Origin of the sequence: Pseudomonas mohnii (assembly GCF_900105115.1) — a bacterium.
Taxonomy (GTDB): domain Bacteria; phylum Pseudomonadota; class Gammaproteobacteria; order Pseudomonadales; family Pseudomonadaceae; genus Aquipseudomonas; species Aquipseudomonas mohnii.
On the sequence record NZ_FNRV01000001.1, the window covers coordinates 4,644,469 to 4,668,259 of the forward strand.

14 protein-coding genes and 1 pseudogene are annotated in these 23,791 nt (G+C 60.9%); 8 read left to right on the forward strand and 7 right to left on the reverse strand.

Annotated features, from left to right (window positions below; translation table 11 throughout):
* Positions 1–17: 17 nt before the first annotated feature.
* Complete coding sequence (locus tag BLV61_RS21580) at positions 18–3,137, reverse strand: transglycosylase domain-containing protein (protein WP_090467348.1); 3,120 nt, start codon at positions 3,135–3,137, stop codon at positions 18–20.
* 630 nt (positions 3,138–3,767) lie between these two features.
* Here BLV61_RS21580 and BLV61_RS21585 point away from each other — a divergent pair.
* Positions 3,768–5,189, forward strand: coding sequence for an amino acid permease (locus BLV61_RS21585; protein ID WP_090467350.1), 1,422 nt, complete (start codon positions 3,768–3,770; stop codon positions 5,187–5,189).
* A gap of 95 nt (positions 5,190–5,284) precedes the next feature.
* Here the strand turns inward: BLV61_RS21585 and BLV61_RS21590 are convergent, their stop codons facing one another.
* Positions 5,285–6,424, reverse strand: coding sequence for an OpgC family protein (locus BLV61_RS21590; protein ID WP_090467353.1), 1,140 nt, complete (start codon positions 6,422–6,424; stop codon positions 5,285–5,287).
* Between the two features lie 366 nt (positions 6,425–6,790).
* Between BLV61_RS21590 and BLV61_RS21595 the strand changes: the two genes are divergently transcribed.
* On the forward strand, positions 6,791–8,299 hold the full coding sequence (locus BLV61_RS21595) for a glucosyltransferase domain-containing protein (protein WP_090467355.1): 1,509 nt from the start codon (positions 6,791–6,793) through the stop codon (positions 8,297–8,299).
* Positions 8,300–8,323: 24 nt separating this feature from the next.
* Here the strand turns inward: BLV61_RS21595 and BLV61_RS21600 are convergent, their stop codons facing one another.
* The 3 genes and pseudogenes from BLV61_RS21600 to BLV61_RS21610 all read right to left on the reverse strand — a co-directional run bounded on the left by BLV61_RS21600 (position 8,324) and on the right by BLV61_RS21610 (position 11,037).
* On the reverse strand, positions 8,324–9,943 hold the full coding sequence (locus BLV61_RS21600; protein ID WP_090467357.1) for an FMN-binding glutamate synthase family protein: 1,620 nt from the start codon (positions 9,941–9,943) through the stop codon (positions 8,324–8,326).
* Positions 9,944–10,112: 169 nt separating this feature from the next.
* Positions 10,113–10,401 (reverse strand): annotated as a pseudogene (locus BLV61_RS21605) (LuxR C-terminal-related transcriptional regulator); the annotation flags it as partial.
* 165 nt (positions 10,402–10,566) lie between these two features.
* Positions 10,567–11,037 (reverse strand): hypothetical protein, encoded by a 471-nt coding sequence (locus tag BLV61_RS21610; protein WP_047538231.1) that lies wholly within the window; start codon positions 11,035–11,037, stop codon positions 10,567–10,569.
* 192 nt (positions 11,038–11,229) lie between these two features.
* Between BLV61_RS21610 and BLV61_RS21615 the strand changes: the two genes are divergently transcribed.
* Genes BLV61_RS21615 through BLV61_RS21625 form a run of 3 tightly spaced genes read left to right on the forward strand, consistent with a single transcriptional unit; the run spans position 11,230 to position 12,876 of the window.
* A complete protein-coding gene (locus tag BLV61_RS21615; protein WP_090467359.1) occupies positions 11,230–11,673 on the forward strand; it encodes an NUDIX hydrolase in 444 nt (147 codons plus the stop codon).
* Between the two features lie 22 nt (positions 11,674–11,695).
* On the forward strand, positions 11,696–12,334 hold the full coding sequence (locus BLV61_RS21620) for a LysE family translocator (protein ID WP_047538236.1): 639 nt from the start codon (positions 11,696–11,698) through the stop codon (positions 12,332–12,334).
* A 2-nt stretch (positions 12,335–12,336) separates the two neighbouring features.
* A complete protein-coding gene (locus BLV61_RS21625; RefSeq protein ID WP_052193701.1) occupies positions 12,337–12,876 on the forward strand; it encodes a GNAT family N-acetyltransferase in 540 nt (179 codons plus the stop codon).
* A 77-nt stretch (positions 12,877–12,953) separates the two neighbouring features.
* Here the strand turns inward: BLV61_RS21625 and metR are convergent, their stop codons facing one another.
* On the reverse strand, positions 12,954–13,871 hold the full coding sequence (metR, locus tag BLV61_RS21630; protein ID WP_047538239.1) for a transcriptional regulator MetR: 918 nt from the start codon (positions 13,869–13,871) through the stop codon (positions 12,954–12,956).
* Between the two features lie 108 nt (positions 13,872–13,979).
* Here metR and metE point away from each other — a divergent pair, with 108 nt between their 5' ends.
* Positions 13,980–16,292 carry a 5-methyltetrahydropteroyltriglutamate--homocysteine S-methyltransferase gene (metE, locus tag BLV61_RS21635; RefSeq protein ID WP_090467361.1) on the forward strand — a complete coding sequence of 771 codons (2,313 nt, stop codon included), beginning with the start codon at positions 13,980–13,982 and terminating at the stop codon, positions 16,290–16,292.
* 140 nt (positions 16,293–16,432) lie between these two features.
* Here metE and BLV61_RS21640 read toward each other — a convergent pair whose 3' ends face one another.
* Positions 16,433–21,649: a dermonecrotic toxin domain-containing protein gene (locus BLV61_RS21640; protein WP_090467363.1), complete on the reverse strand. Its 5,217-nt coding sequence runs from the start codon at positions 21,647–21,649 to the stop codon at positions 16,433–16,435.
* Positions 21,650–21,857: 208 nt separating this feature from the next.
* Here BLV61_RS21640 and BLV61_RS21645 point away from each other — a divergent pair, with 208 nt between their 5' ends.
* Both BLV61_RS21645 and BLV61_RS21650 read left to right on the forward strand, forming a co-directional pair.
* Positions 21,858–22,889 carry an alpha/beta fold hydrolase gene (locus tag BLV61_RS21645; protein WP_090467365.1) on the forward strand — a complete coding sequence of 344 codons (1,032 nt, stop codon included), beginning with the start codon at positions 21,858–21,860 and terminating at the stop codon, positions 22,887–22,889.
* A gap of 123 nt (positions 22,890–23,012) precedes the next feature.
* Entirely contained in the window at positions 23,013–23,678 is a 666-nt protein-coding gene (locus tag BLV61_RS21650; protein ID WP_090467367.1) for a DsbA family oxidoreductase, read from the forward strand.
* The last annotated feature ends 113 nt before the right edge of the window (positions 23,679–23,791 follow it).

Consider the following 23,791-nt stretch of genomic DNA (forward strand, 5'->3'; position numbering starts at 1 on the left):
CCTTCCATTGAGTTCTCTCAGCGGCCGGCGGTGACCTCGGTTGGCTGGCACATGGTGTGGGTGCCCGGTTGCAGGTAAGGCGTGAGGATCGGCGCCATGCCCTTGAGCACCTGCACCGGCAGTGCCGAGGTGAAGGTGAAATTTTCGGCCGAACGCCCCGGCACGAACGCCGTCAGGGTGCCGAAATGGGTATCGCCGATGTAGAACACGAAGGTCGCCGTGCGGTTGAGGGACTTGGAGCTCAGGATCCGTCCGCCGGAACCGATGGCTTCGATACGGTTGTCGCCGGTGCCGGTCTTGCCGCCCATGGCCAGCGGCCTGCCGTCGGGCAGTTTGAAACTGCCGGCGACCCGCTTGGCGGTACCGGCATCCACCACTTGTGACAGGGCTTCGCGCATGGCGGTGGCGACTTCGGACGGCATGACTCGCTTGCCGACGACCGGGTCATTGATCAGCTTGGTTTCATAGGGCGTGCCGGCGGCGAAATGCAGGCTGTCGATGCGCAGGGTCGGCATGCGTACGCCGTCGTTGAGGATGGTGCCGATCAGCTCGGCCAACGCGGCAGGGCGGTCGCCGGAGCTGCCGATGGCGGTCGCCAGCGACGGCACCAGGTGGTCGAACGGATAGCCGACTTTCTGCCAGCGCTGGTGGATGTCGAGGAACGCCTCGATCTCCAGCATGGTACGAATGCGGCCGTCACGGGCACCTTTGTGCTTGCTCTTGAATAGCCAGCTGTAGACCTCCTGACGTTCGAACTGGCTGGCCTTGACGATATCCTTGAACGTGGCGTCCGGGTGGTTCAGCAAATAGCCCATCATCCACAGGTCCAGCGGGTGGACCTTGGCGATGAAGCCTTGGTCCGGCAGGTCGTAGCTGCCCGGGCCGTAACTGTCGTAGAGCCTTATCAGGCGTTCATCCGTGAGTTTTTCGGTGAGCTTGGCGCCTGTGAGGTGCGAGCGCACGAAGGTGTTGAAGCTTTCCTGGCTGGCGTGCGGCAACAGGTATCGGTGCACGGCGGCCATGCGGATCGGGGTGGGGCGCATGCTGTCGAGGAAGGTTTCGAGCCGAGCCTGGGTGTCCTTGTTCTTGTATTTTTTCCAGAATTTGAGCAGGAATGAAGTGCCTTCGCGGTCGGCGAACGAAGCCAGGTATTCCTGACGACGCGGGTCGCGGTCGTCCTTGAGTAATTCGGAGCTGTTGTTGGGGCCGGAATAGGTGGTGTAGCGCACCAGGTCGCGCATCAGGCGTATGAACGGCAGGTTGATCGACTCCCGCAGGGCATCGCGCAGTGTCGGCATACGGCCGTTGTCTTCCTTGCGGAAGTTATGGAACACGTGCAGTCCGCCACCGGTGAAAAACGCTTCGCCGGGGCTGGCGGAATATTTGCGGTCCAGCGCCGCACCGAGCATGGGCTGCAGGCTGCGGTCCTTGTTCTGAATCAGATAATCGACCACCCAGCGGCTCAGGTGATCCTGTTCCGGCACGTCGACTTTCTTCAGTTCCGGGATGGTCATGCCGGCATATTTATCGTGCAACTCGGCAATGATCTGCAGATAGGTGGTCAGCACGCGCATTTTCGCTGTGGAGCCCAGTTCCAGTTTGCTGCCTTCGTTGATGTCGAACGGTTGATCGGTGCTGTCGGTCTGCACCCGCACCCGCGAACCGTCCGGGGTCAGTTCGAACAGGGTGAAGCTGTAGCGCACTTGCGTGGTGCTGGTGGGGGTCAACAGCCGCTCGCCGATCAGGCCGATCTGCGAAGCGAAGGCCGGGTCGGCGAGTTTTTTCAGGTACTCGGTGGCCTGGGTCTGCAGTTCGCCTTGCAGGGTGCTGGTGGCCGAGAGGTCGAGGCGGTCAAGGTCGTACAGCGGGCGATTGAGCATCCCGGCCAGACGGCTGCGGGCCACGCTGATGCCCTTGTTGGTTTCGATCGGCTGGATGGTCGGCTGGGTGGCCCAGTCGCGGTACGTCACCTTGCTGGCCAATGCGGCGGCGGCAAACGGGGCGTCGATCACGCCATTCTGGGCCAACAAGCGAATATGGCTGTCGGTGAGGTCGACCAGTTCGTCGCGACCCTTGGTCAGGTAATGGGACGGGCGGCGCTGGGCGATCATCAATGACAGCATCTCGCGCAAGGCCAGACCTTTCGCTGCCATGGTTTGCGGGTCTGTGGCGGTGCTGGTCAGTGCTTCGTTGGCCTGGTTGAAATCGGAGCCGTACCACACCCGCAAGCCTTCGGCCATGCCATGCACTTCCCCGTGACCGGGTACGGCTGACAACGGCACGCTGTTGAGGTAATCGCGAACAATGTTCTGCCGGGCTTCGAGGGTTTGTGGCCCGGCCTGATAGGCACGCACGGTGGCGGAGATCATCTGGCGGATTTTCTCCGCGCCATTGACCGTCAAGCCATCGGGCGAGTGCCGGTATTTTTCCAGCTGCGTGGCCAGAGTACTGCCACCGGCGGACTGGCCGGGTACGTGCAGCAACTTGGCAACCTGGGACCAGGCCGCCATGCCGAAGCGTGGCCAGTCCACGGCAGGGTTGGCCAGGGGTTGTCTGGGGTCGAGCAGAAAGCGGTTCTCGATAAACAACAGGCTGTTGACCACCACCGGCGGGATCGAGGCAAAGCTGGAATAGAGCTGTTGCGGATAGTGGTACTGGTACAACGGCGCGGCGCGGCAATCGGTAATCGATAACCCTGCCTGGATTTTCTCGGAATAGGGCACGAACAGGCCCCTGTCGGTGTAATTCATCAGCGCCGGAGAAAAACGGGTTTGCGCTTCGACGACGAAATCACGCTTGAGCAAACGGGGCAGGAACTCGCCCAGCGAGCTATAGCCCAGGCGCAGATCGAACGGGCCGGCGCCAGGGTAGTGAATGGCATCACTGGGGCCGGGTTTGAGTTCATAGTTGAGGGTTTGGGCAAACTTGCTGATCTCTTGCGATTGAAACCTCGACGTGCGCATCTCCTTGGATGCCGCCAGGCCTACGACAATCGCAATGATCAATATCAGCAACCAAAACGCCTTCCACCCATGCTTGACGCGACTGCGACGGGGTTTCTCAGGTATAGGCGCTTCATCCACACGTTCAGTCGGGACCACAGTTTTACTCGAATCGGTTTGCCATAACGCGCCCATAGTCGACTGATCCATTCACGCAGATTGATCTGACTTGCCTGAAGCTTAGACGGTGGTTGGCGATGGTGAAAAAATTGTGAACCTCCAACTATCGGGTTTCTTCTGTTTCCTGTGGCGAGCAAGCGTGTCGGATCGCCGCGCCGTCCCGCTCGAGTGCGCAGCCGTCGCAACACCAGGCAACCGGTTCCGTCAGGCACAACCCAATGGCAGGGTTTGGGGCCGCTTCGCAGCCCAGCGTGCAGCGCCCTCGCCACAGGGGTCGCTGCACGCTGGAAGTGCCGATCTAGACGCGTCCATTGGGTAAAAAAGGCCTGCGTATGGACATGACGACGCACCAATACCGTGCAATACTCGCCGCCACTGTAAAAAGGCGAAAAATCCTACAAAAGTCAGACAATTCATCTCCGTGAACCGGGCTTTTGCCGAGAGTTAAGCCTGAATATTGTGGTTTATAGAGTGAAAATAACTGTCTCTGGCTTTTTATACTGCACGCCCCGCTGATCCTGCAGGTTGTGTCCTGCAGGACGGTTTCGTCCACGAGGCAGAACCGGTTACGGGAAGCAGTGGCTCATCGGCCAATGCTTCAACACTCGGTGGCTATATCCAATAACAAGACGAGGTGGTACCCCTATGCCAGTTGGCAATCATCTGCCCCACGGCGAGACCGCTCAGGGCGGCCCGCTCAAACGTGAACTCGGCGAACGGCATATTCGCTTGATGGCACTCGGTGCCTGTATCGGTGTCGGTCTGTTTCTCGGTTCGGCCAAGGCCATTGAGATGGCAGGGCCGGCGATCATGCTGTCCTACATCATCGGCGGCCTGGCCATTCTGGTCATCATGCGCGCCCTCGGCGAAATGGCCGTGCACAACCCGGTTGCCGGTTCGTTCAGCCGTTATGCCCAAGACTACCTCGGCCCTCTGGCGGGCTTCCTGACCGGCTGGAACTACTGGTTCCTGTGGCTGGTGACCTGTGTCGCGGAAATCACCGCAGTGGCGGTGTACATGGGCGTCTGGTTCCCCGACGTACCGCGCTGGATCTGGGCGCTGTCCGCCCTGGTCAGCATGGGCACCATCAACCTGATCGCGGTCAAGGCCTTCGGTGAATTCGAGTTCTGGTTCGCCCTGATCAAGATCGTGACCATCATTGCGATGGTCGTGGGTGGCATCGGCATCATCGCCTTTGGCTTGGGCAACGATGGGGTCGCGCTGGGCATTTCCAATCTCTGGACCCATGGCGGCTTCATGCCCAATGGCGTTCAAGGCGTGTTGATGTCCCTGCAAATGGTCATGTTTGCCTACCTCGGCGTGGAAATGATCGGCTTGACCGCCGGTGAAGCGAAGAACCCGCAAAAGACCATTCCCGATGCGATTGGCTCGGTGTTCTGGCGGATTCTGCTGTTCTACGTCGGCGCACTGTTCGTGATCCTGTCGATCTACCCGTGGAATGAAATCGGTACCCAGGGCAGCCCGTTCGTGATGACCTTCGAGCGCCTGGGCATCAAGACCGCCGCCGGCATTATCAATTTCGTGGTGATTACGGCGGCGCTGTCGTCCTGTAATGGCGGCATCTTCAGCACCGGACGCATGCTCTACAGCCTGGCGCAGAACGGTCAGGCCCCGGCCGGCTTCGCCAAGACCTCGAGCAATGGTGTGCCGCGTCGCGCGTTGCTGCTGTCGATGGGCGCCTTGTTGCTGGGCGTGCTGCTCAACTACCTGGTGCCTGAAAAGGTGTTCGTCTGGGTGACGGCGATTGCGACCTTCGGTGCGATCTGGACCTGGGTGATGATCCTGCTGGCCCAGCTCAAATTCCGTAAGGGCCTGAGCGCCAGCGAACGTGCGGGTTTGAAATACCGCATGTGGCTGTACCCGATCAGTTCTTACCTGGCGCTGGCGTTCCTGGTGCTGGTGGTCGGTCTGATGGCCTACTTCCCGGACACTCGCGTGGCCTTGTATGTTGGCCCGGCGTTCCTGGTGCTGCTGACCGTGTTGTTCTACGTGTTCAAGCTGCAACCGGCCCCTGTGTCGCAGGGTGCGGTGCAGTCGGCTTCGTAAGTCGTAACGCCTGAAACGCAAAAGCCCCGGTCCATTGGCCGGGGCTTTTGTATTTTTGCAGATCAACCCGGCATCGACAGGCGCACGCGATCTGCTCAGGCAGACGCTGTCGCCGTCTGCGATCTTTTGAGGGTCTGATTCAAGCGCTTGTTGAACTCCAGCCAGGCCCCCAGCAACGCCATCAACCCGGCCCCCACCAGCGCGGTGAAGATCTGCATGGCGAAGGCATCGTCGGTCATCGCATTGATCATGTCCGCCAGGGGCGCCAGCAGCACGCCGAGGCAGAAGATTTCCAGGGAAAAACGCCCCATGCGGCAGCTTTGCCGGGCCAGCCAGTTTTTCGTCCAGCCGGTGTCGGGCAGCAGTTTCGCGGTGACGTAGGCCAGCGCCAGAAAGTGCAACAGGCGCACGGGTGACAGGTTGGTCTTGCTGATCGGGTACAACAGGTTGCTCAGGCTGGCCGGCATCAGCGCATCGTGGATCTGCGGCCAGCGCCACAACACCGTCAGCACGCCGGCGACCACAACGTATACCGCTGCCGTCAGGAACAACGGCTGGCGGATCAAAGGTCGGGTCTCGGGCACGCGCGAGCGCTGTGAGTGAATCGCCGCCGCGCCACCGAGCACGAACAGCAACTGCCAGGCGACAGGGTTGAAGTACCACACGCCGTCCTTGATGGCGGCCAGGTTCCAGCCCAGCCATTGCGCCAGCAGGTACACCGTCAACGACACCGCGACCACGGCCCAGGGCTTGCGCACCAGCAACGGCAGCACCAGCGGTAACCCGGCCAGCAGCACGATGTACAGCGGCAGCGGGTCCATCAGGTTCGGTTTGAAGCGCAGCAGCAGTTCATCGATCAGGGCCTGTTGCGGGCTGGCGATGAAGTGGTGCATGCCCATTTCCTCCACCAGGTCCCGGGTCTCCACGTGACTGTTGGCGAAGAACACAATGCCCATCAGCATCGCCAGCAGGAAAATATGCACCACGTAGAGCACCCAGGCCCGGCGCAGGATTTTCACGCAGGTGATCAGGAACCCCTCGCGGGCCAGGATTTTGCCGTAGGCCAGCACCGCGGCATAACCGGCCAGAAACACGAAGACTTCAGCCGCGTCGCTGAAGCCGAAGTTGCGCAAGGTGATTTGACCCAGAGGGTTGTGGGGCACGTGATCCCAGAAAATGAAGATCAGTGCCAGACCGCGAAAAAAGTCGATCCGGTGATCGCGCTCGAACGTCATGACATCAGGCTCGTAAACGGGGGGGTTAAACAAAGGAGTCCGGAAGGGGCGAAAGGTTGCGCCCCGGCACATCGGCGGCGCGCAGGGTGGCGTGATTCGCCGACAAATGCAAAGTCGGGATATTTCGGAATGTCTCGCAGCGTTTAACCGCTGGTCTGAAAGGGCCTCGCGCCTGTGATTTCTGACAGTAGACAAGCTCAAATGTAGGTGGACGTACTGGGTTCCCACACAGGGTTGTCAGCATGAGACGGGTGCGCAAAGACTTGGCCGGCGACAGGGTGATCGGCGTTGCGAACACGCTGATTCACCGCCCCCTCGCTGTGGTCGAGCACAGAGGCGGCGGCAAAGACCGGCACGGGCCTTAGCATGGGCAGATTCAGTGATTTCTTCGTCAGGGAACTCGGTCGCCGTCAGGTCTGGCTGTTTTTCCTGCTCGCGACCTTTTTGTATGTGCTGCCGCTGATCCTGGCGGACTTCCCTTACATTGATGACAACTGGCGCTCGCTGTCGGCAGGGATGGCCTGGGCCCAACAGGGACGATTGTTCGCCGAGCTGTTCTACAACGCGTTGACCTTCAGCAGCGCCGCGCCGAACATCTTTCCGTTGCCGCTGTTGATCGCGACCGTGGCCATGGCCTCGGCACTGACCAGCCTGACCTTTCATTACTTCCGTCAACCGACGGTCGCCCGTTGTCTGGTGCTGTTGCCGCTCTGGTACAACCCGTTCTTCCTGCAAAACCTCTCTTACCAGTACGACGGCCCGATCATGGTCCTGAGCGTGGTGGCGGTGATCTACGCCATCACCTTTCGCCACCCCTCGCGCAATGTGCAATGGCTGGTGCCGTCATTCCTGATTGCACTGGCGCTAGGGTTGTATCAGGTGAGCCTCAATGTGTTTCTCGGCCTGTGTTGCCTGGAAGTGTTGCGGGCCGCCAATGACAAAGTGGCCTGGCCGCAGTGGGGCGGCTTGATCGGCTGGAAGCTCGCTCAACTCGTGCTGGGCGGGTTGATCTACGGCGTCAGCGCTTACCCCTTCATGGGAGAGGGGCGCACGCTGTTGCTGAACGGGGGCACGCAACCCTTGCTGCAAATCCAGATCAACCTCGGCCGGGTGCTGGAGAACGTGGTGTTGCTGTTCCATGGCGGATTTGCCTGGGTGTTCGCCGGGTTGCTGCTGTGCGCCCTTGCCGGTGCGGTTCGCCTGGGTTCACGGGTTGTGCGGCGTCCGGACAGTGGACCGAAGAAACTGTTGATCGGCCTGCTCTGTGTGCTGAGCGTGCCCATGGTGCTGCTGTTGGTGTCGGGGGTTGCCCTGTTTTTCCGCGACTTCAACGAAGGCGCCAGAACCCTGATGGGCTTCGCGGTCTTGCTGGTGCTGATGTTCTACCTGGCTCATCTGGCACTGGCCCCCCTGCACGAGCGATTGCCGCTGCTGTTGGTGGTGCCGCTGTTGGCGATGTTGTCACTGTCGTTCGCCTATGGGCGTGTGCTGGTGCTGCAGAAAACCTTCGCCGGCAGCGCGCTCTACAGCCTCGAGTACGACATCGCCAGCCATCGGGCGCTGCGCGAGGCCAAGCGCATTTACCTGTCGGTGACCTATTCCGATCATTGGTTGGCCGGGGCCGCAGGCTCGTTCAAGCACATGCCGGTGTTGCACTATTTACTGAACATCGACTATTTCATGCTGGCCGAAAACCTGCCCACGGTGGGCATCACCAACGTGGTCGCGGAGAAGGAGCGGCGTAACGCGACGAAGGTCGGGTATCAAGGCTTTCCCTCGCTGGTGGAGAGCCGGTATTACCGGATCTACCTGATCGGGGATTACGGCTTTATCGTGATGAAGGAACCGGCCCCGGTCAAAACGCTTCGCTGGTGAAGCGCGGTGACGGGGCCGTGGCGGTCAAGCAGCCGCGATCTCATTGGGCTCGAAACTGTCGGCCCGCGCCATCTGCCACATCCGCGAGTAAAACTCGCCATTCACTTCACCGTTGAGCAATTCCCCCGGTTTCAGGGACACATGCAACTGCGAGAACAGTTTGATCTCGGTTGCCGACATGCGTCGTACCAGGTGTTTGGCCGACAACTGCGACGGATGTTCGAGGCCAGCGGCGGCGAGCATCTCCGCCAGGCCCTTGAGGGTGTTGCGGTGGAAGTTGTAGACGCGCTGGGCCTTGTCCGGCACCACCAGTGCCCGTTGGCGCAAGGTGTCCTGGGTGGCAACACCGGTCGGGCATTTGTTGGTGTGACAGCTTTGCGACTGGATGCAGCCGATGGCGAACATGAAGCCACGCGCCGAGTTGGCCCAGTCGGCGCCGATGGCCAGGACGCTGGCGATATCGAAGGCGCTGACGATCTTGCCGCTGGCGCCGAGTTTGATCTTGTCCCGCAGGTTCAGGCCAACCAGCGTGTTGTGCACGAACAGCAACCCTTCGCGCATCGGCACGCCGATGTGGTCGGTGAACTCCACCGGGGCGGCGCCGGTGCCGCCCTCCTTGCCATCGATCACGATGAAATCCGGGAGGATGCCGGTTTCCAGCATGGCCTTGGCGATCCCCATGAACTCCCACGGATGGCCGAGGCAGAACTTGAAGCCCACCGGTTTGCCACCGGACAGTTCACGCAACTGCTGGATGAAATGCATCAACTCGATAGGTGTGGAAAACGCGCTGTGACGTGACGGCGAAATGCAGTCTTCGCCCATCAGGATGCCGCGGGTATCGGCGATTTCCTGGGTGACCTTGTGCTTGGGCAGAATCCCGCCGTGCCCCGGTTTGGCGCCTTGGCTCATCTTGATTTCGATCATCCGCACCTGCGGCGTCTGTGCCTGCGCCGCGAAGCGTTCGGGGTCGAAACGCCCGTCCGAGGTACGGCAACCGAAGTAGCCGCTGCCCAGTTCCCAGGTCAGATCGCCGCCGTGTTCGCGGTGATACGGGCTGATGCTGCCCTCGCCGGTGTCATGGGCGAAGTTGCCGAGTTTGGCGCCCTGGTTCAAGGCGCGGATGGCGTTGGCACTGAGCGAGCCGAAGCTCATGGCCGATATGTTGAACACCGACGCGGAATACGGCCGGGTGCATTGCGGGCCACCGACCATCACGCGGAAACTGGCGGGGTCGCTCAAGGGCGCCGGACGCATGGAATGGCCGATGAACTCGAAGCCCGATTGATACACGTCGATCAGGGTACCGAACGGCTTGTCGGCGCTTTCATTCTTGGCCCGGGAGTAGACCAGAGAACGCTGGGCCCGGGAAAAGGGCAGGGCGTCGCTGTCGGATTCGAGCAGGTACTGGCGGATTTCTGGGCGAATGGCTTCGAACATGTAACGAATGTTGCCGAGGATCGGGTAATTACGGCGTACTGCGTGGGGACTTTGCAGCAAATCGAAAACACCGACCAGGCTGAGTACGCCCGTGACAGCGGTGATCGGCCACAGCCAGTCGTGCTCGAGAAAGGGCAGGCTGGCGAGGGTGAATATCACGCAGACGGCAAAGAAGGCGTAGCGGCTCAGGAGTGACAGACTCATACGGTTTCCGTGGGTTCGGACTCAATGGTTCGGCTAAACGCAAATCATTGCAGGAGCGAGCCTGCTCGCGATGAACCAGAGAACACCGCGGGGCATCAGGTTCCCCGCGTTATCGTTCACGATCATCGCGAGCAGGCTCGCTCCTGCAGAAAAGCATTTCAGTGCCATGTCAGGCGTTTTGTGCCTGTAGAAAAATCGAAAACAGCTCGGACCGGGATTTGATCCCCAGCTTGCTGTACATGTGTTTCTTGTGGACCTTTACGGTTTCGATGGAGATCTCCAGGCTGCTTGCTGCCCAGTGAAAGGCACAGCGTGCGGTCGCCTTCGAGCTGACAATTAAACTGGATTTCGTCCGCCACGACATTCACACGAAAGTCGCGTTGATAGTACTCGGTGAGTTCGAAATGCTCCGGCGCCACCTCCGACAGGCGATGTCGTCCAACGAGAGTGTCATGCCTTTACCCCTATCGTGTTACCCCGGCGGCGTATTTCCCCGCCTGCTGGCTTGCTGCGCATACTGGCGCACAGACAGCGACCGGGCAATCTCCCACAAAGGATCTGGTTGGTACTCACGTTGGTTTTTCATAAAGGCGAACATCTTTACGGGTGTTCGCCTTTTTCGTTCAGGCTTGAATGGCTTCGTGTTTCGCTCGCATTTTGTCTTCGTGCTTCTGCTTGTCACTCGCAAGGGCGTTGATGCAGTAATTGACGTAGTAAAAGGAAAAAAGCCCGGTATAGACCAGGTTCATGCGCAGCTCGAAGTTGTGTACAGCCAAGGCGTAAGCCTTCAGCACCCGCCGCACGCGAAAGCACCAGAGCAGGGAAAGTGCAATGAGTACTAACAACAGGATACCGGTCAGCACGAGTGCATAGAGATGGGGGACGACGCTGACATATCCGATTATCCCGATGAGGGCCAGGTAGCCGACAAAAAAGGCCGAGCTCATGGTTTTTATTCGAGTGACGTCCTCCAGTGCGGTAAAGGTTTTATACATCCAGATGTTTAAATAGAGCCCTCCCGTCAGTAGCCCTAACAAAACGAGATGAAAGGTCTTGGTGTTGATTTTTTCTTTCAGCGTTGAGATGTCGGACATACAGGGGCTTCCATGGGCAGCGAATGGGGTGAGGGACCGTAGAAAATCGGTGCAAACACGCTACCAAACTCGTTCGTGGGAAATTTCCGGACTTGTCAGCGGACCGTTCTGGTCCTTGGCGAGACTCAGCCCTTGGCCGAGGCAAAAAGGCGTGGGATTCTGTACGGCCCTCACATGGACCTTTGGTCAGCAATGTCTTTTCCTACTGATGTTTCTCTCATTGATTCCGGACTTATCCACATCGCCGCCGCCCTGCTGATCGGCCCCGACGGCCGTACCTTGTTGGTGCGCAAGCGCGGCACCGAGGCGTTCATGCAGCCGGGGGGCAAAATCGAGGCCCATGAGCAACCGGTCCATGCCCTGGCCCGTGAGTTGGAAGAAGAGTTGGGTTTGATCATTGATCCAGCCTGCGCGACTTTTCTCGGGCAGTTTTCGGCTCCGGCTGCCAACGAGCCGGGTTTTGTCGTACAGGCGGAAATCTTTCTGCTGACCATTGAAGCTGAAGTTTCCCCGGCAGCAGAGATCGAAGAAGTGATCTGGATTGACCCGGCCACCGATGGCAATGTCACCCTCGCGCCATTGACACGTGATCTGATCTTGCCGTTTTATCGGGCTTCGCTGACCGCGATCGCCTGATCATCTACGCCAAGGAACCGCCATGATCCCGCTTCAGGATTTGCTGATTTTCGCCGCTGCCGCGTTGCTGATGGTCCTGACGCCGGGGCCGAACATGATCTATCTGATCTCCCGTTCGATCTGCCAGGGACGCAAGGCCGGTGTGACGTCTTTGCTGGGTGTGGTCGCGGGTTTTTTTGTGCACCTGTTCGCCGCGGCGGCCGGTTTGACCGCCGTGTTCCTGGCGGTGCCGATGGCTTATGAAGTGTTGAAATGGGCCGGCGCGCTGTACCTGCTGTGGCTGGCCTGGCAAGCGGTCAAACCCGGTGCGCGGTCGCCGTTCGAGGCACAACAGTTGCCGCCGGATTCGTCGCGCAAGCTGATCACCATGGGTTTTCTGACCAGTGCCCTGAACCCGAAAATCGCGGTGTTCTACCTTTCCGTGTTTCCGCAGTTCATCAGCCCCGAACACGGTTCGGTGTTCACCCAAAGCATCGTGCTGGGCCTGACCCAGATCAGCGTCAGTTTCTGCGTCAATCTGCTGATCGCCCTGTTTGCTGCGGGCATCGCTTCGTGGTTCGTCAGCAACCCGACCTGGCTGGCGCTGCAGCGTTATTTCATGGGTTTCGTGCTGTCGGCGCTGGCGCTGCGGCTGATGCTTGAACAACGCCGGATGGCTTGAACATGTGGATCGAACGTCTCGATGCCAGCCATGCCCTGGCTTACCGGGAGTTGATGCTCGAAGCCTATGACCGTCACCCGCAGGCGTTCACCTCCAGCGTGCGCGAGCGGGCCTCCATGCCCTTGCAGTGGTGGGAGTCGCGCCTGACCGGCAAGCTGGATCAAGTGTTCGGCGCGTTCGAAGAGGGCAGGTTGGCGGGCATTGTCGGGCTGGCCTTCGAGCCTCGGGAAAAGGCCCGGCACAAGGCGACGCTGTTTGGTATGTACGTGTCCGCCGATGTCCGTCAACGCGGACTCGGCTATCAATTGGTGCAGGCGGTGTTGGCCGAGGCGCAGCAGCATCCGGAACTGCGGCTGATCAAACTGACCGTCACCGCCGGCAATGACGCTGCGTTCAACCTGTACCGTCGTTGCGGGTTCATCCAGTTCGGGCTTGAGCCGATGGCGGTGCGGGTGGGCGAGGAGTATTTCGACAAGATTCACATGTGGTGTGAGATCCAGGCACACCGCCAATCCCTGTCGGAGCGCGCTTGCTCGCGATAGCGTCATGTCTGACACATTGATGTTGGACCTACCAACGCCATCGCGGGCAAGCCCGCTCCCACAGAGGTTGTGGTTTTCTAGCGGACCGCGCTAACCCCATCCAGCGTCGAAAACGACGTGTCCTTCGCCGTCAGCAGGAAATCGCGCATGTACGGTGCATCCAGCATGTCGGTGCGAACGGCCGCGTACAGCGTCGCGAACAGTCCTTTCTCGCCCAGCCGCTTGGCCTTCACGTAACCCCGTGAGCTGTACTCGTGCAGCGCCCAATGGGGCATGCCGCAGACGCCGCGTCCGCTGGCCACCAGTTGCATCATCATCACCGTCAGTTCCGATGTGCGCACTTGCGCCGGTTCGATATCTGCCGGTTCCAGGAAGCGGGTGAAGATGTCCAGGCGGTCGCGTTCCACCGGGTAAGTGATCAGGGTTTCCGTGACCAGGTCTTCCGGGACGATGTAGGCCTTGCTCGCCAGCCGGTGCTGGTTGGCCACGGCGAGCATCGCCTCGTAGGTGAACAACGGCACGTAAGTGATCCCCGCCAAGTCCAGCGGATCGGAGGTCACCACCAGGTCCAGATCGCCACGGGCCAGGGCCGGAAGGGGCGCGAAGGAAAACCCCGAAGCCAGGTCCAGCTCGACTTCCGGCCAGGCGTCGCGGAATTGATCGATGGTCGGCATCAGCCACTGAAAGCAACTGTGGCATTCGATCGCCATGTGCAAGCGTCCGGCGGTACCACCGGCCAGCCGCGCGATGTCGCGTTCGGCGCCACGCAGCAGCGGCAGCGTGGCGTCGGCCAGTTGCAGCAGGCGCAAGCCGGCGCTGGTGAAGCGCACCGGTTTGGTCTTGCGCACGAACAGCGGCATGCCCATGCGCTCTTCCAGTTCCTTGAACTGGTGGGACAGCGCCGACTGGGTCAAATGCAGGCGATCGGCCGCATCCACCAGGCTGTCGGCTTCGCGCAAGGCGTGCAGGGTCTTCAGGTGACGGATTTCAAGCACCGGGTGGCTCCATGAGGAAAACTTGTGATCAACACGAAAAGGTTGAGTTTGTCTCATGTTGCCCTGGCTGTCGACAATAGCGCCATCTTTTAAGGGAGGAAACTCACCATGGCCTTGGCCCACACCCTTGGTTTTCCGCGCATCGGCGCCGACCGCGAACTGAAAAAAGCCCTCGAATCCTACTGGAAGGGCGATCTCGACCAGGATGCGCTGCAAAGCGTCGGCCGCCAGCTGCGTGCCACCCACTGGCAATTGCAAAAAGACGCCGGTATCGACCTGCTGCCCGTTGGCGACTTCGCCTGGTACGACCAGGTACTGACCCACTCCCTGGCCTTCGGTGTGATCCCCGAGCGCTTCGACAGCACCCGGGACACGCACGGCCTGCCGACCCTCGACACCCTGTTCGCCATGGCCCGTGGCGCCACGACGACCTGTTGCGGCGGTGAGCATGGCCAGACGCAATACGCCCAGGAACTGACCAAGTGGTTCGACACCAACTACCACTACCTGGTCCCGGAATTCAGCGCCGAGCAGCCCTTCAAGCTGAGCTGGGAACAGCTGTTCGACGAAGTCGCTGAAGCCAGGGCCCTGGGTCACAACGTCAAACCGGTGATCATCGGCCCGCTGACGTACCTGTGGCTGGGCAAGGCCAAAGGCAACCACTTCGACAAGCTCGACCTGCTGGAACGCCTGCTGCCGGTGTACAACGAAATCCTCGGCCGCCTTGCCGCCCAAGGCGTGGAATGGGTGCAGATCGATGAACCGATCCTGACCCTCGACCTGCCGCAAGCCTGGAAAAACGCCTTCGAACGCGCCTATCACATCCTCCAGTACTCGCCGCTGAAAAAACTCGTGGCGACCTACTTCAGCGGTCTGCAGGACAACCTTGGCCTGGCCGTTGGCCTGCCGGTGCAAGGTCTGCACATTGATGCGGTGCGCGCCCCCGACCAACTGCTGCATGTGCTCGATCGCCTGCCGACCTACAAGATTCTCTCGGTGGGCCTGGTCAATGGCCGCAACGTCTGGCGCTGCGAACTGGAGCCTGTCCTCGCACAACTGCAATTTGCCCAGGAACGCTTTGGCGACAACCTGTGGGTCAGCAGTTCCTGCTCGCTGCTGCACAGTCCGGTGGATGTGGAGCGTGAAGACAAACTCGATCCGGAACTGAAAAGCTGGCTGGCGTTTGCCGTCCAAAAGTGTGGCGAAATCGCTGTGTTGCGCGATGCCTTGAACGATCCACAGGCGCCCAAGGTGCAAGCCGCCCTGGCCGAGAGCCGCGCCGTTCAGCTCAGCCGCGCCGAGTCACCGCGCATCCACAAGGCCGACGTGCAGGCACGTGTCGCGGCGATTGGCCCGAACGACAGCCAGCGTCATGCGCCGTTTGCCAAGCGCATCGAACAGCAGCGTGCACGCCTGAAACTGCCGGCGTTTCCGACCACCACCATCGGCTCGTTCCCGCAGACGGCATCCATCCGTCTGGCACGCCAGGCCTTCAAGCAAGGCAAGCTGTCGGCCAATGACTACACCGACGCCATGCGTCATGAAGTCCGTCACTCCGTGCAGATCCAGGAGCGCCTGGGGCTGGATGTGCTGGTCCATGGTGAAGCCGAGCGCAATGACATGGTCGAGTACTTCGCCGAACAGCTGGACGGCTACCTGTTTACCCGTTTCGGCTGGGTGCAGAGCTACGGTTCGCGCTGCGTGAAACCGGCGATCATCTACGGTGACCTGAGCCGACCGAACGCCATGACCGTCGACTGGATTACTTATGCACAGGGTCAGACCGACAAGGTCATGAAAGGCATGCTCACCGGGCCCGTGACCATGCTGATGTGGTCGTTCCCCCGTGAAGACGTGTCACGCAAAGTCCAGGCGCAACAATTGGCCTTGGCCCTGCGTGACGAAGTGCTGGACCTGGAAGCCGCTGGCATCAAGATCGTGCAGATCGACGAAGCCGCGTTCCGTGAAGGCCTGCCACTGCGTCGGGCGCAATGGCAGGAATACCTCGACTGGGCGGTGGAAGCGTTCCGCCTGAGTGCCAGTGGTGTGCGTGACGAAACCCAGATCCACACCCACATGTGCTACAGCGAATTCAATGACGTGATCGAAGCCATCGCGGCCATGGACGCGGACGTGATCACCGTTGAAACGTCGCGTTCCGACATGGAATTGCTGGAAGCGTTCAAGGCGTTCGACTACCCGAACGACATCGGTCCGGGCGTCTACGACATCCACTCGCCACGGGTGCCGGACACCGCCGAGATGGTCAAGCTGATGAGCAAAGCGGTGAAGCGCATTCCGGCCGAGCGTTTGTGGGTCAACCCCGATTGCGGTCTGAAAACCCGTGCCTGGCCGGAAACCGAAGCGGCGCTGGTGAACATGGTGGCGGCGGCGCGACAGTTGCGTAGCCAGTTGGCGTGATCACTACGCCCCTGTAGGAGCGAGCCGGCTCCGGGCGGCGTTCCGACGATGGACGTCAACGATAACGCGGGAAGCCAGATACCCAGCGGTGCACCTGCGTTTTTCGCGAGCAGGCTCGCTCCTACAGAGGTTTACGGTGTTTAGAGTTCGGCGAAGTGTTTGATCCCCAGCGGTTTGCCGATGTCGCCGCGCCAGATCGCTTGCACGTTTGCCCCACTGCCAGCCTGGGCCTGTTGCCATTGCAGGCCCAGGTTGCGTTGCTCCGGCAGTTTCAAATGACCTTTGACGAAATCGTTGAACGCAGGTTTTGCCGAGGTGTAGTGGAAATGTGCGTACCACAACGTCTGGGGTGACTCGCCGCGCACATCGCGAACCTCGTACTCCTGGAGGAAATCCCTGCGCCCGTCCGTGCGCTTGCCCAGATCGCGCAGGCCGCCTTCCTTGCGAATGTCCACCACGCGTTGTTCAAGCAGATAGTCCAGATAGCCCTCGGTCGGGGTCTTGCTGTTCAGGGTCTGGTCGATTCGCAGCGTGCGCCCGGCACGGGACAATTCATTCGCGCGATTGCGCAGTTGCAGTGCCACCGTCTCCGTGGGCGACAGCCGTTCGATGGCCTGGGCGCGCATGTTCAGTTCCGCGGCTTCATTGGTCATCATGTGCTCCAGATCGACCGGCAACATGTCCTGGCGGGCGTAGCCTTCGACTTTGCCTTTGTAGGCGTCCACCGTGCCGAGTCGTTTCCTGGCCTCCACCAGCAACGGCGTGATATCGGTCACAAGTTCCGTTGGCGCAGCTGCCACTGGCTCACTGAGGTGATATTTGCCGCTGGATGAGCGCGGCAGCCAGGTTTCCCTGTAACCATTGGCACCCTCGACGGTGAAGCGCTGTTGGCGGGTCGCGGCATCAGTGCTGGCGACGCCGATAAGCAACTGGTTGTCTTCAGTCTCGAACAGTTGCTTTGCCGCGCTTCCCGCTTTTGCACTGTTGGAGGGGCGTGTCTTGATGGCATGGAGAGCCGCTGCTTCGACGTTTGCCAGATTGTCGAGAAACGCGGTGACCTGCTCCAGATCCAGGTGCTGCGGATAACCCAGGGACCAGGCCCCGAGGTTGCGACGAAATTCGGCATAGGTCGCCAGGCAATCTTCGAGCACCTTGTTGCGCTGGGTAAACGTGGCCCGTACTTCAGGCAATTGATGTTGGGTCAGCAGCGCTCGCCCGACCTTGTCGCGGGCCTGTTTCAACTGCACGTGAAAGTAGGCCCAGGACTGATCGGTGACGGCGTTGTAGTGAGTGATGATCTCCAGCTCATTCGCCGTTTTCAGGTAGTAGTAGTTGGCATCGCTGAATTTTTCGTTAACCGTGGCCATCTCCGGGGCCATCTTTGATTTTTGCACGCGATTGGTGATCCGGCCGTTCCATCGATTGGCTTCTGCCACCTGCTCGTGAAGCCGGTCAAAGTTTTTGAGAAAGTCTTTTCGTACCTCCTTGCGTTGCGCCATCAGTTGAATGTGTGCGGCGGTATCGTTGAGCGGTGTGGCCTCCGATCGGGCAATCAGCTGATCGATACGGTTGAGGTGTTCCAGCAGGCGCTCCTTGGCCAAAGCGATTCGCCGCACCAATCGATCGACGATTACCCAGGCGCAGCGGCTTTGAGCATCTTCGACCAGCAAGCGTCTTCGGCCGTGGCTGATCAGCATCAGTTCTTCAAGGTTCAGATACTGGGCCTGCGCCAGCTCGATGTCGTTCACGCAAATAGTGTCGGCATTGGCTCGAAGCGGTGGGCGCTGCTCCTGATCAACGCTGAAGTAATGTTCCAGCACGGCGTTGGAGCTGTCGGTCTGGGTCCCGAGTCGCCGGGAGTAGGCATCGGCGGTGTTGGTCAGGGTCAATTGGCGTCGCAACGCCCGGTCGGCCCACCAGCGTGGCAACCAGCGGCGAATGGCGGCGGGCCAGAGCGGGTCGAGACCGTCAGCCATGTGACCGAGCACCGCGCCGCCACCGGCACCGCCGCCTGCCGTTACGGTGCCGTAGACCGCGTAGTGGGTGTTCCAGTTGCCGGCTTCATCCAGGGCGATGGGTTGTTTGTAGGTTCGGGTGTTGGTTGCGCTCAAGCGCCATTGCGGTGGGTTGTCCGTCAATTCGATGCGATAGATACGCCCCTGGCTGATCATGAAGTCGCCATCGGCGTGGCGATAAACGTTGCGATAAATCCCTTCGGTGCCCGGTTGCAGGCCGGCAAGGGAAATCTCCTGTCCGTACTCATAACCTGCGAAACGCTTGAGGGTGTGTCGCACGTGCTGCGGGGTCGAGACCTGCAAGGCGCCAGGCTGTTTCGTCAGGGCGCGCAATTGTCGCCCGCGAGTGGCGGCACGCGCGGCGCTGGAAGTGGCGCCAGCAACGGGCAGCACGTCCATGGCCGCGTCGATCAACGACAGCAGCACGGCTTCCACCTCGGCCAGGCCATGGCCGACATCACCGCGCAGGAAAGCCGCCACCGCCAGGTTGGCGCTGTTCCAGGCGTCGTAGAGGGCGATGGCGGTACCGACGAAAGGCACCACGCCCAGCGCCATTTTCAGGTAGTTGAACATGGCCCCGGAGCGCAGCGCGACGTGCTCCAGATACAAGGCATCGTTGGAGCGCGATGTCGACCGATGCGCCTCCAGCAAACGGCCCATGTGCACATTGAGCAGATGCGCTGCCAGGGATGTGCTGGCGGGCCAGGCGGTGCCGACGCCGATCAGGGCATCGAAGTTTTTCACCCGGGCCTGGTTGATCCGGCTGACGTGCGAGGCAAATTCCCCGGTCAACGCGCGACCGGCCAGGTAGGTGACCATGGTGCTATGCAGGCATTGGTTAAACAGGAACATCCGCGCCTGTTCGAGGCTGTCGAACTGGCGGACAAAGACCCCATCGGGGCCGTCAGGCCGATAGAGCAATGTCAGGCCGCTGACCTGCTCGACGATGAAAGTCACCCCGGCCAGGGTGCTCGGTCCCTCGCCGGGCGTGTCCTTGCCGCCAACGGTCAGGTGCGCGGGTAATAACTCGATGCGTTTGCCGTCGACGGAGAAGGCTTCACGGCTGTTGGCGTCGATGGCGATTCGCAGCACCTTCAGGCCGGCGGCATCGATGTCCTTGGCGAGCACGGCGAACTCGCCTTGCAACTCAAGCATCAGGCGCCACGGCTCGCTCAGGCATTCACGCCGATATTCATTGCTGAAGGCCGAGGCAGTCGGGGTTCCCAGGAAGGTCTGGCGGATCAAGGTTTCATATTTTCCGGCCAGATCCAGCTCGGTGACCAGTTTGCGCAGGTAGGCCTGGGTGATGCCGGTTCTCAGCTTCTGCCGTTGCCCCTCGTCAGCGCCGCTGATCTCGACCCGCATCAACGACACGCGCAACCACATCGCCTGATCGATATTGCTTTGCGCCAGTTCGGCGAGGGACAACTTGCTGCGCTGCAGGCTGGCGGTCAGTACATTCTTTTGCGGTGTTCCCGGCGCCGGGCCTTCAATCGGCACCTTGCGCCATGTGGTGGTGTCGGGGAGGTCCAGCAACACCTCAACGTTTTTCGTGAGGGAGAAGTCTTTGCGCAGGCGGGCGTCGATGGCTTTTTTGCTGAATGAGTCGCGCATTGGCAGTTCCCGTTCCAGCAGTTTCTGGGAGCGCTTCATCGCCGCGATGTAGGCGGTGAACAGCGCCTTGAGACGTTCGCGTTCGGCCTCGGTCAGCGCGCGGAGGGGCGACGGCAGCCGAGTGGCCAGCAGCGCGCTGCGGTTTTGCTCAAGGATGTGCGCAAAGGCCAGCTCACGCGCGCTGCTGGCGGGGACGGTCAGGCGGGCGAGGGTCTGTTCTCGCAGGTTTTCCAGTTCCGCCGTGCGTTGGTCGGCATGGGAGGGCGCGGAGTGGGCGGTCATCAGCCGCGTCGCATGCTGTTCACAGCTGTGAAGCTGGATTTGCAGGGCGTACTCGAACGGGTTACCCGTCAGCGGCAAAAGCTGCAACGCTTGCGTGTCGTCGTTGGCCGGCTGCCTGAACATCTTCTGCTCCAGTGCCTGGCAAGAGGCGAACCGCTGCAGGCCGCCGAAATGTCCGGGCCAGTAGAGCAGCACGCTGTCGCTGGCGGACGGCAGCAATGCCGATGGCCGGGCAAACAGCAGCACACCGTCGAGTTCCTGGGTCTGCGTGCGCAGGGTGTCACCTTCGCTGTCAGTCGCGGTCAACACCAGTCGGGCGACCACCACGTCGGCCGGTCTGGGTTTTTCGGGTGCGTCGAGCACGACCGTGAGCCACTGATGTTCATCGCTGCTGATCTGATCCAGGCTCAATTGCAGGTCGGCTTCGGCACGCAGGCCGTTCAGGCGCGCTTGGTATAGGGCCTTGTAGTGGGAGGGCGACGAGTGGCGCAGTTCCAGCAGTTGCGGCGCATTGTCGGCGCTTAACAGGGCATTTGCGGCCTCGCTGCTGGCCTGTTGGGCGGCGCGCAGGGCGTCGAATTGCTGTTGCAGCCGCTGCATGCGCGGGTCGTCGGCGGTGCCTGCAAAGTCCAGCCCCAGCAGGTTCTGCAGTGCCGTTTGCTGTTGCACTACGGCGTTGTGGCGAAGGTCAATGGGAATATCGGGGCTCAGTTGCCCGAACGGGGCGATATCGTGGTTTGCCTCCGGCATGGGCAGGTCGGGGGGCGAGGCAAAGACACGGTCGTTGTGTTGCCGCTCGGCAGGCGCCGTGGCCAGTCGCGCCAACAAGGACTCAGCACTTTTCGTCAGCTGCGGGGTGTCCAATACGGTGTAATCGACCGTGACGTGGCGGGTCTCGGGGTCAGGTTGCTGCTGGATTAACCAGCGTTCCAGACTGTTGCGATTTTCAAAGATCATCCAGGGCACTTGCCGAGACGGCAGATACAGCAACTGGGTGACCGGTTGATCGGTATTGCGGGTAATGGCCAGGGCACCTCGAAGTTCGTCAGTCAGACCGCTGTCGCCCCTGAGCGACAGGGTCTCGACGTAAACCAGGATCTCGGGGGAGGTCGTTTGCACTGCCGGGGCGACGAGGTCCAGCAGCACGTTGAGCTGCTCGGCATTCAAGGTGCCCTGGGCAAATGCCAACTGGCACGATGCTTCGAAATGCTGGCGATACAAGCGAATGGCCTGTGCCTTGCGTGAAAGGTCGGTGCCGCGTGCGCGTGCCTGCCACCAGTTCGCGGTCAGGGGGGCTTGCGGGTTCTGCGCCATGAGGGCCAGCCACTGTTCGCGGCAGTCGTTCCAGCGTACCGAGGCGCTCAGGTGCAGGTTGTCGTCCGTGCCTTGGGCCAAGGGGGGGACGAGGCCGAAGTCGGCCAGCGGTGCGTTCGTTGATTCGAACATGAAGAAAAACTCCGATGGGTGAAAAATCGGAGCCATTAGAGGTCGGTCGGAAAGCGGCATGGCGGTACATAGTTATTGTGTGGCGCTGAACGTGCCCTGATGACCGCCCGGCACTCTTCATCAAACTGTCATCGAACTGTGGCAGCGCGCTTGAACAAACTTCATCAGACTCGCGCTCTACTGGGGTTCTGCGTTTCGGTGTTTCTTCATGCGTCCTTTGTTTTTATCAACAGTCTTTTTTATGGCCGCGTTGTTGGGCCTGCCGTCATGGGCGGCGTCTCGTTGCGATGTCAATGTCCCGACCGAACGGGCAGACCTGGCGCAGGTGAGCCTGGCCTACCAGAGCATCGGCCGCGCCTCCGATCCGGCGTTGCTGCTGGTGATGGGCCTGGGCGGGCAGTTGATTCACTGGCCGGACGAGGTGGTGGTCGCGCTGTGCCAGCAGGGCTTCCGGGTGATCCGTTATGACAATCGCGATGTCGGCCTGTCCACCTGGCGGCAACCGCCGGTCGAGGCCAACCTGACCTTCGAAGTGCTGCGCTACAAACTCGGATTGCCGGTGTCGTCGCCGTACTCGCTGACCGACATGGCCGAGGATGGCCTGGGGCTGATGGATGCCTTGCACATCGAGCAATTCCACGTGCTGGGCGCCAGCATGGGCGGCATGATCGCCCAGCACATGGCCGCCATGGCGCCGCAGCGGGTCGAGAGCCTGACCCTGATCATGACCAGCTCCGGGGCCGAAGGCTTGCCGGCGCCGAGTGCGGCGTTGGTGCAGTTGCTCGCGCGCCGTGGCGCGCCCAATCGGGAAGTCGCCCTGGAGCAACAGGCCGACTTGCTGGCGGCCCTGGGCAGCCCGATGGTGACGGATGATCGCCAGGCCCTGTTGCATCAGGCAGCCGTGTCTTATGACCGGGCATTCAATCCCGAAGGGGTGAAACGCCAGATCATGGCCATTCTCGCTGAGCCGAGTCGGGTGGCGTTGCTCAACCAGTTACGCGTTCCGGCGCTGGTGGTGCATGGCACGGCCGATCCGTTGTTGCCGGTGATGCATGGCGTGCACCTGGCCGCGCATTTGCGTGGCAGTGAGTTGATCTTGATACCGGGGCTGGCCCATCGTTTCCAGGAGGCGTTCAAGGCGCCGTTGCTGGCGGCGGTGTTGCCGTACTTGCGGGCTCATCGCGAAGACACCTCGCATTGGGCGCAGATCGAGCCGGTGGCCGAACACAATCTCCTGTAATTCCCCCCCGATCTCTCTGAAGGCGCTGGCCTGCCAGCAATGGCGGCAAGCCGGCTCCTGCAGCGTGGGCTTCAGGTGTATCGTTCGAGCTTTACGACGTGTTTCCCGCCAGCGAGGTGTGTGATGAGCAGCCCCTTGAAAATCGATTTCGTCAGCGACGTGTCCTGCCCATGGTGCGTCGTCGGTCTGTACGGCCTGACCCGCGCCCTGGAGATCCTGCGCGACGAGGTCCGGGCCGAGATCAGTTTCCAGCCGTTCGAACTGAACCCGAAGATGGGCCCCGAAGGGCAGAACATCACCGAGCACATCACCGAGAAGTACGGTTCGACACCCGAGCAGTCGCAGAAAAATCGCGAGATGATCCGCGCGCGCGGTGCCGAGCTCGGGTTTGCCTTTCGCACGGACGCCAACAGCCGGATCTACAACACCTTCGATGCGCACCGCCTGCTGCATTGGGCGGCTCTGGAAGGCTTGCAGTTGCCGCTGAAAGAGGCCTTGTTCAAGGCGTATTTCAGCGATGGCGGTAACCCGTCCGACCCCGTTCAATTGGCGCAGATTGCGCAAAGCGTCGGCCTGGACCGGCAACGGGCCGAGGCGATTCTGGCGTCGGATGAATTCGCCAACGCGGTTCGCGAAGAGGAACAGCGATGGCTGTCACGCGGGGTGAACTCGGTACCGACGGTGGTTTTCAACGGCCAGTACGCGGTCACGGGCGGGCAACCGGTGGAAACCTTCGTCGGGGCGATCCGGCAGATCATGAGTGAAGCGAAGGGCGGAACCGTCAGCTGATCCTGTGGCATACACGGACACTGTAGGAGCGAGCCTGCCCGCGATGGCGGCGGCACATTCACCATGGATGTGTCTGATAGTCCGCCATCGCTGGCAGGCCAGCTCCCACCGTT

Excerpts from the sequence above, each read along its gene's own strand:
- BLV61_RS21580 (WP_090467348.1), bottom strand. The coding sequence starts at position 3,137 with ATGGGCGCGTTATGGCAAACCGATTCGAGTAAAACTGTGGTCCCGACT.
- BLV61_RS21585 (WP_090467350.1), top strand. The coding sequence starts at position 3,768 with ATGCCAGTTGGCAATCATCTGCCCCACGGCGAGACCGCTCAGGGCGGC.
- BLV61_RS21590 (WP_090467353.1), bottom strand. The coding sequence starts at position 6,424 with ATGACGTTCGAGCGCGATCACCGGATCGACTTTTTTCGCGGTCTGGCA.
- BLV61_RS21595 (WP_090467355.1), top strand. The coding sequence starts at position 6,791 with ATGGGCAGATTCAGTGATTTCTTCGTCAGGGAACTCGGTCGCCGTCAG.
- BLV61_RS21600 (WP_090467357.1), bottom strand. The coding sequence starts at position 9,943 with ATGAGTCTGTCACTCCTGAGCCGCTACGCCTTCTTTGCCGTCTGCGTG.
- BLV61_RS21610 (WP_047538231.1), bottom strand. The coding sequence starts at position 11,037 with ATGTCCGACATCTCAACGCTGAAAGAAAAAATCAACACCAAGACCTTT.
- BLV61_RS21615 (WP_090467359.1), top strand. The coding sequence starts at position 11,230 with ATGTCTTTTCCTACTGATGTTTCTCTCATTGATTCCGGACTTATCCAC.
- BLV61_RS21620 (WP_047538236.1), top strand. The coding sequence starts at position 11,696 with ATGATCCCGCTTCAGGATTTGCTGATTTTCGCCGCTGCCGCGTTGCTG.
- BLV61_RS21625 (WP_052193701.1), top strand. The coding sequence starts at position 12,337 with ATGTGGATCGAACGTCTCGATGCCAGCCATGCCCTGGCTTACCGGGAG.
- metE (WP_090467361.1), top strand. The coding sequence starts at position 13,980 with ATGGCCTTGGCCCACACCCTTGGTTTTCCGCGCATCGGCGCCGACCGC.
- BLV61_RS21640 (WP_090467363.1), bottom strand. The coding sequence starts at position 21,649 with ATGTTCGAATCAACGAACGCACCGCTGGCCGACTTCGGCCTCGTCCCC.
- BLV61_RS21645 (WP_090467365.1), top strand. The coding sequence starts at position 21,858 with ATGCGTCCTTTGTTTTTATCAACAGTCTTTTTTATGGCCGCGTTGTTG.
- BLV61_RS21650 (WP_090467367.1), top strand. The coding sequence starts at position 23,013 with ATGAGCAGCCCCTTGAAAATCGATTTCGTCAGCGACGTGTCCTGCCCA.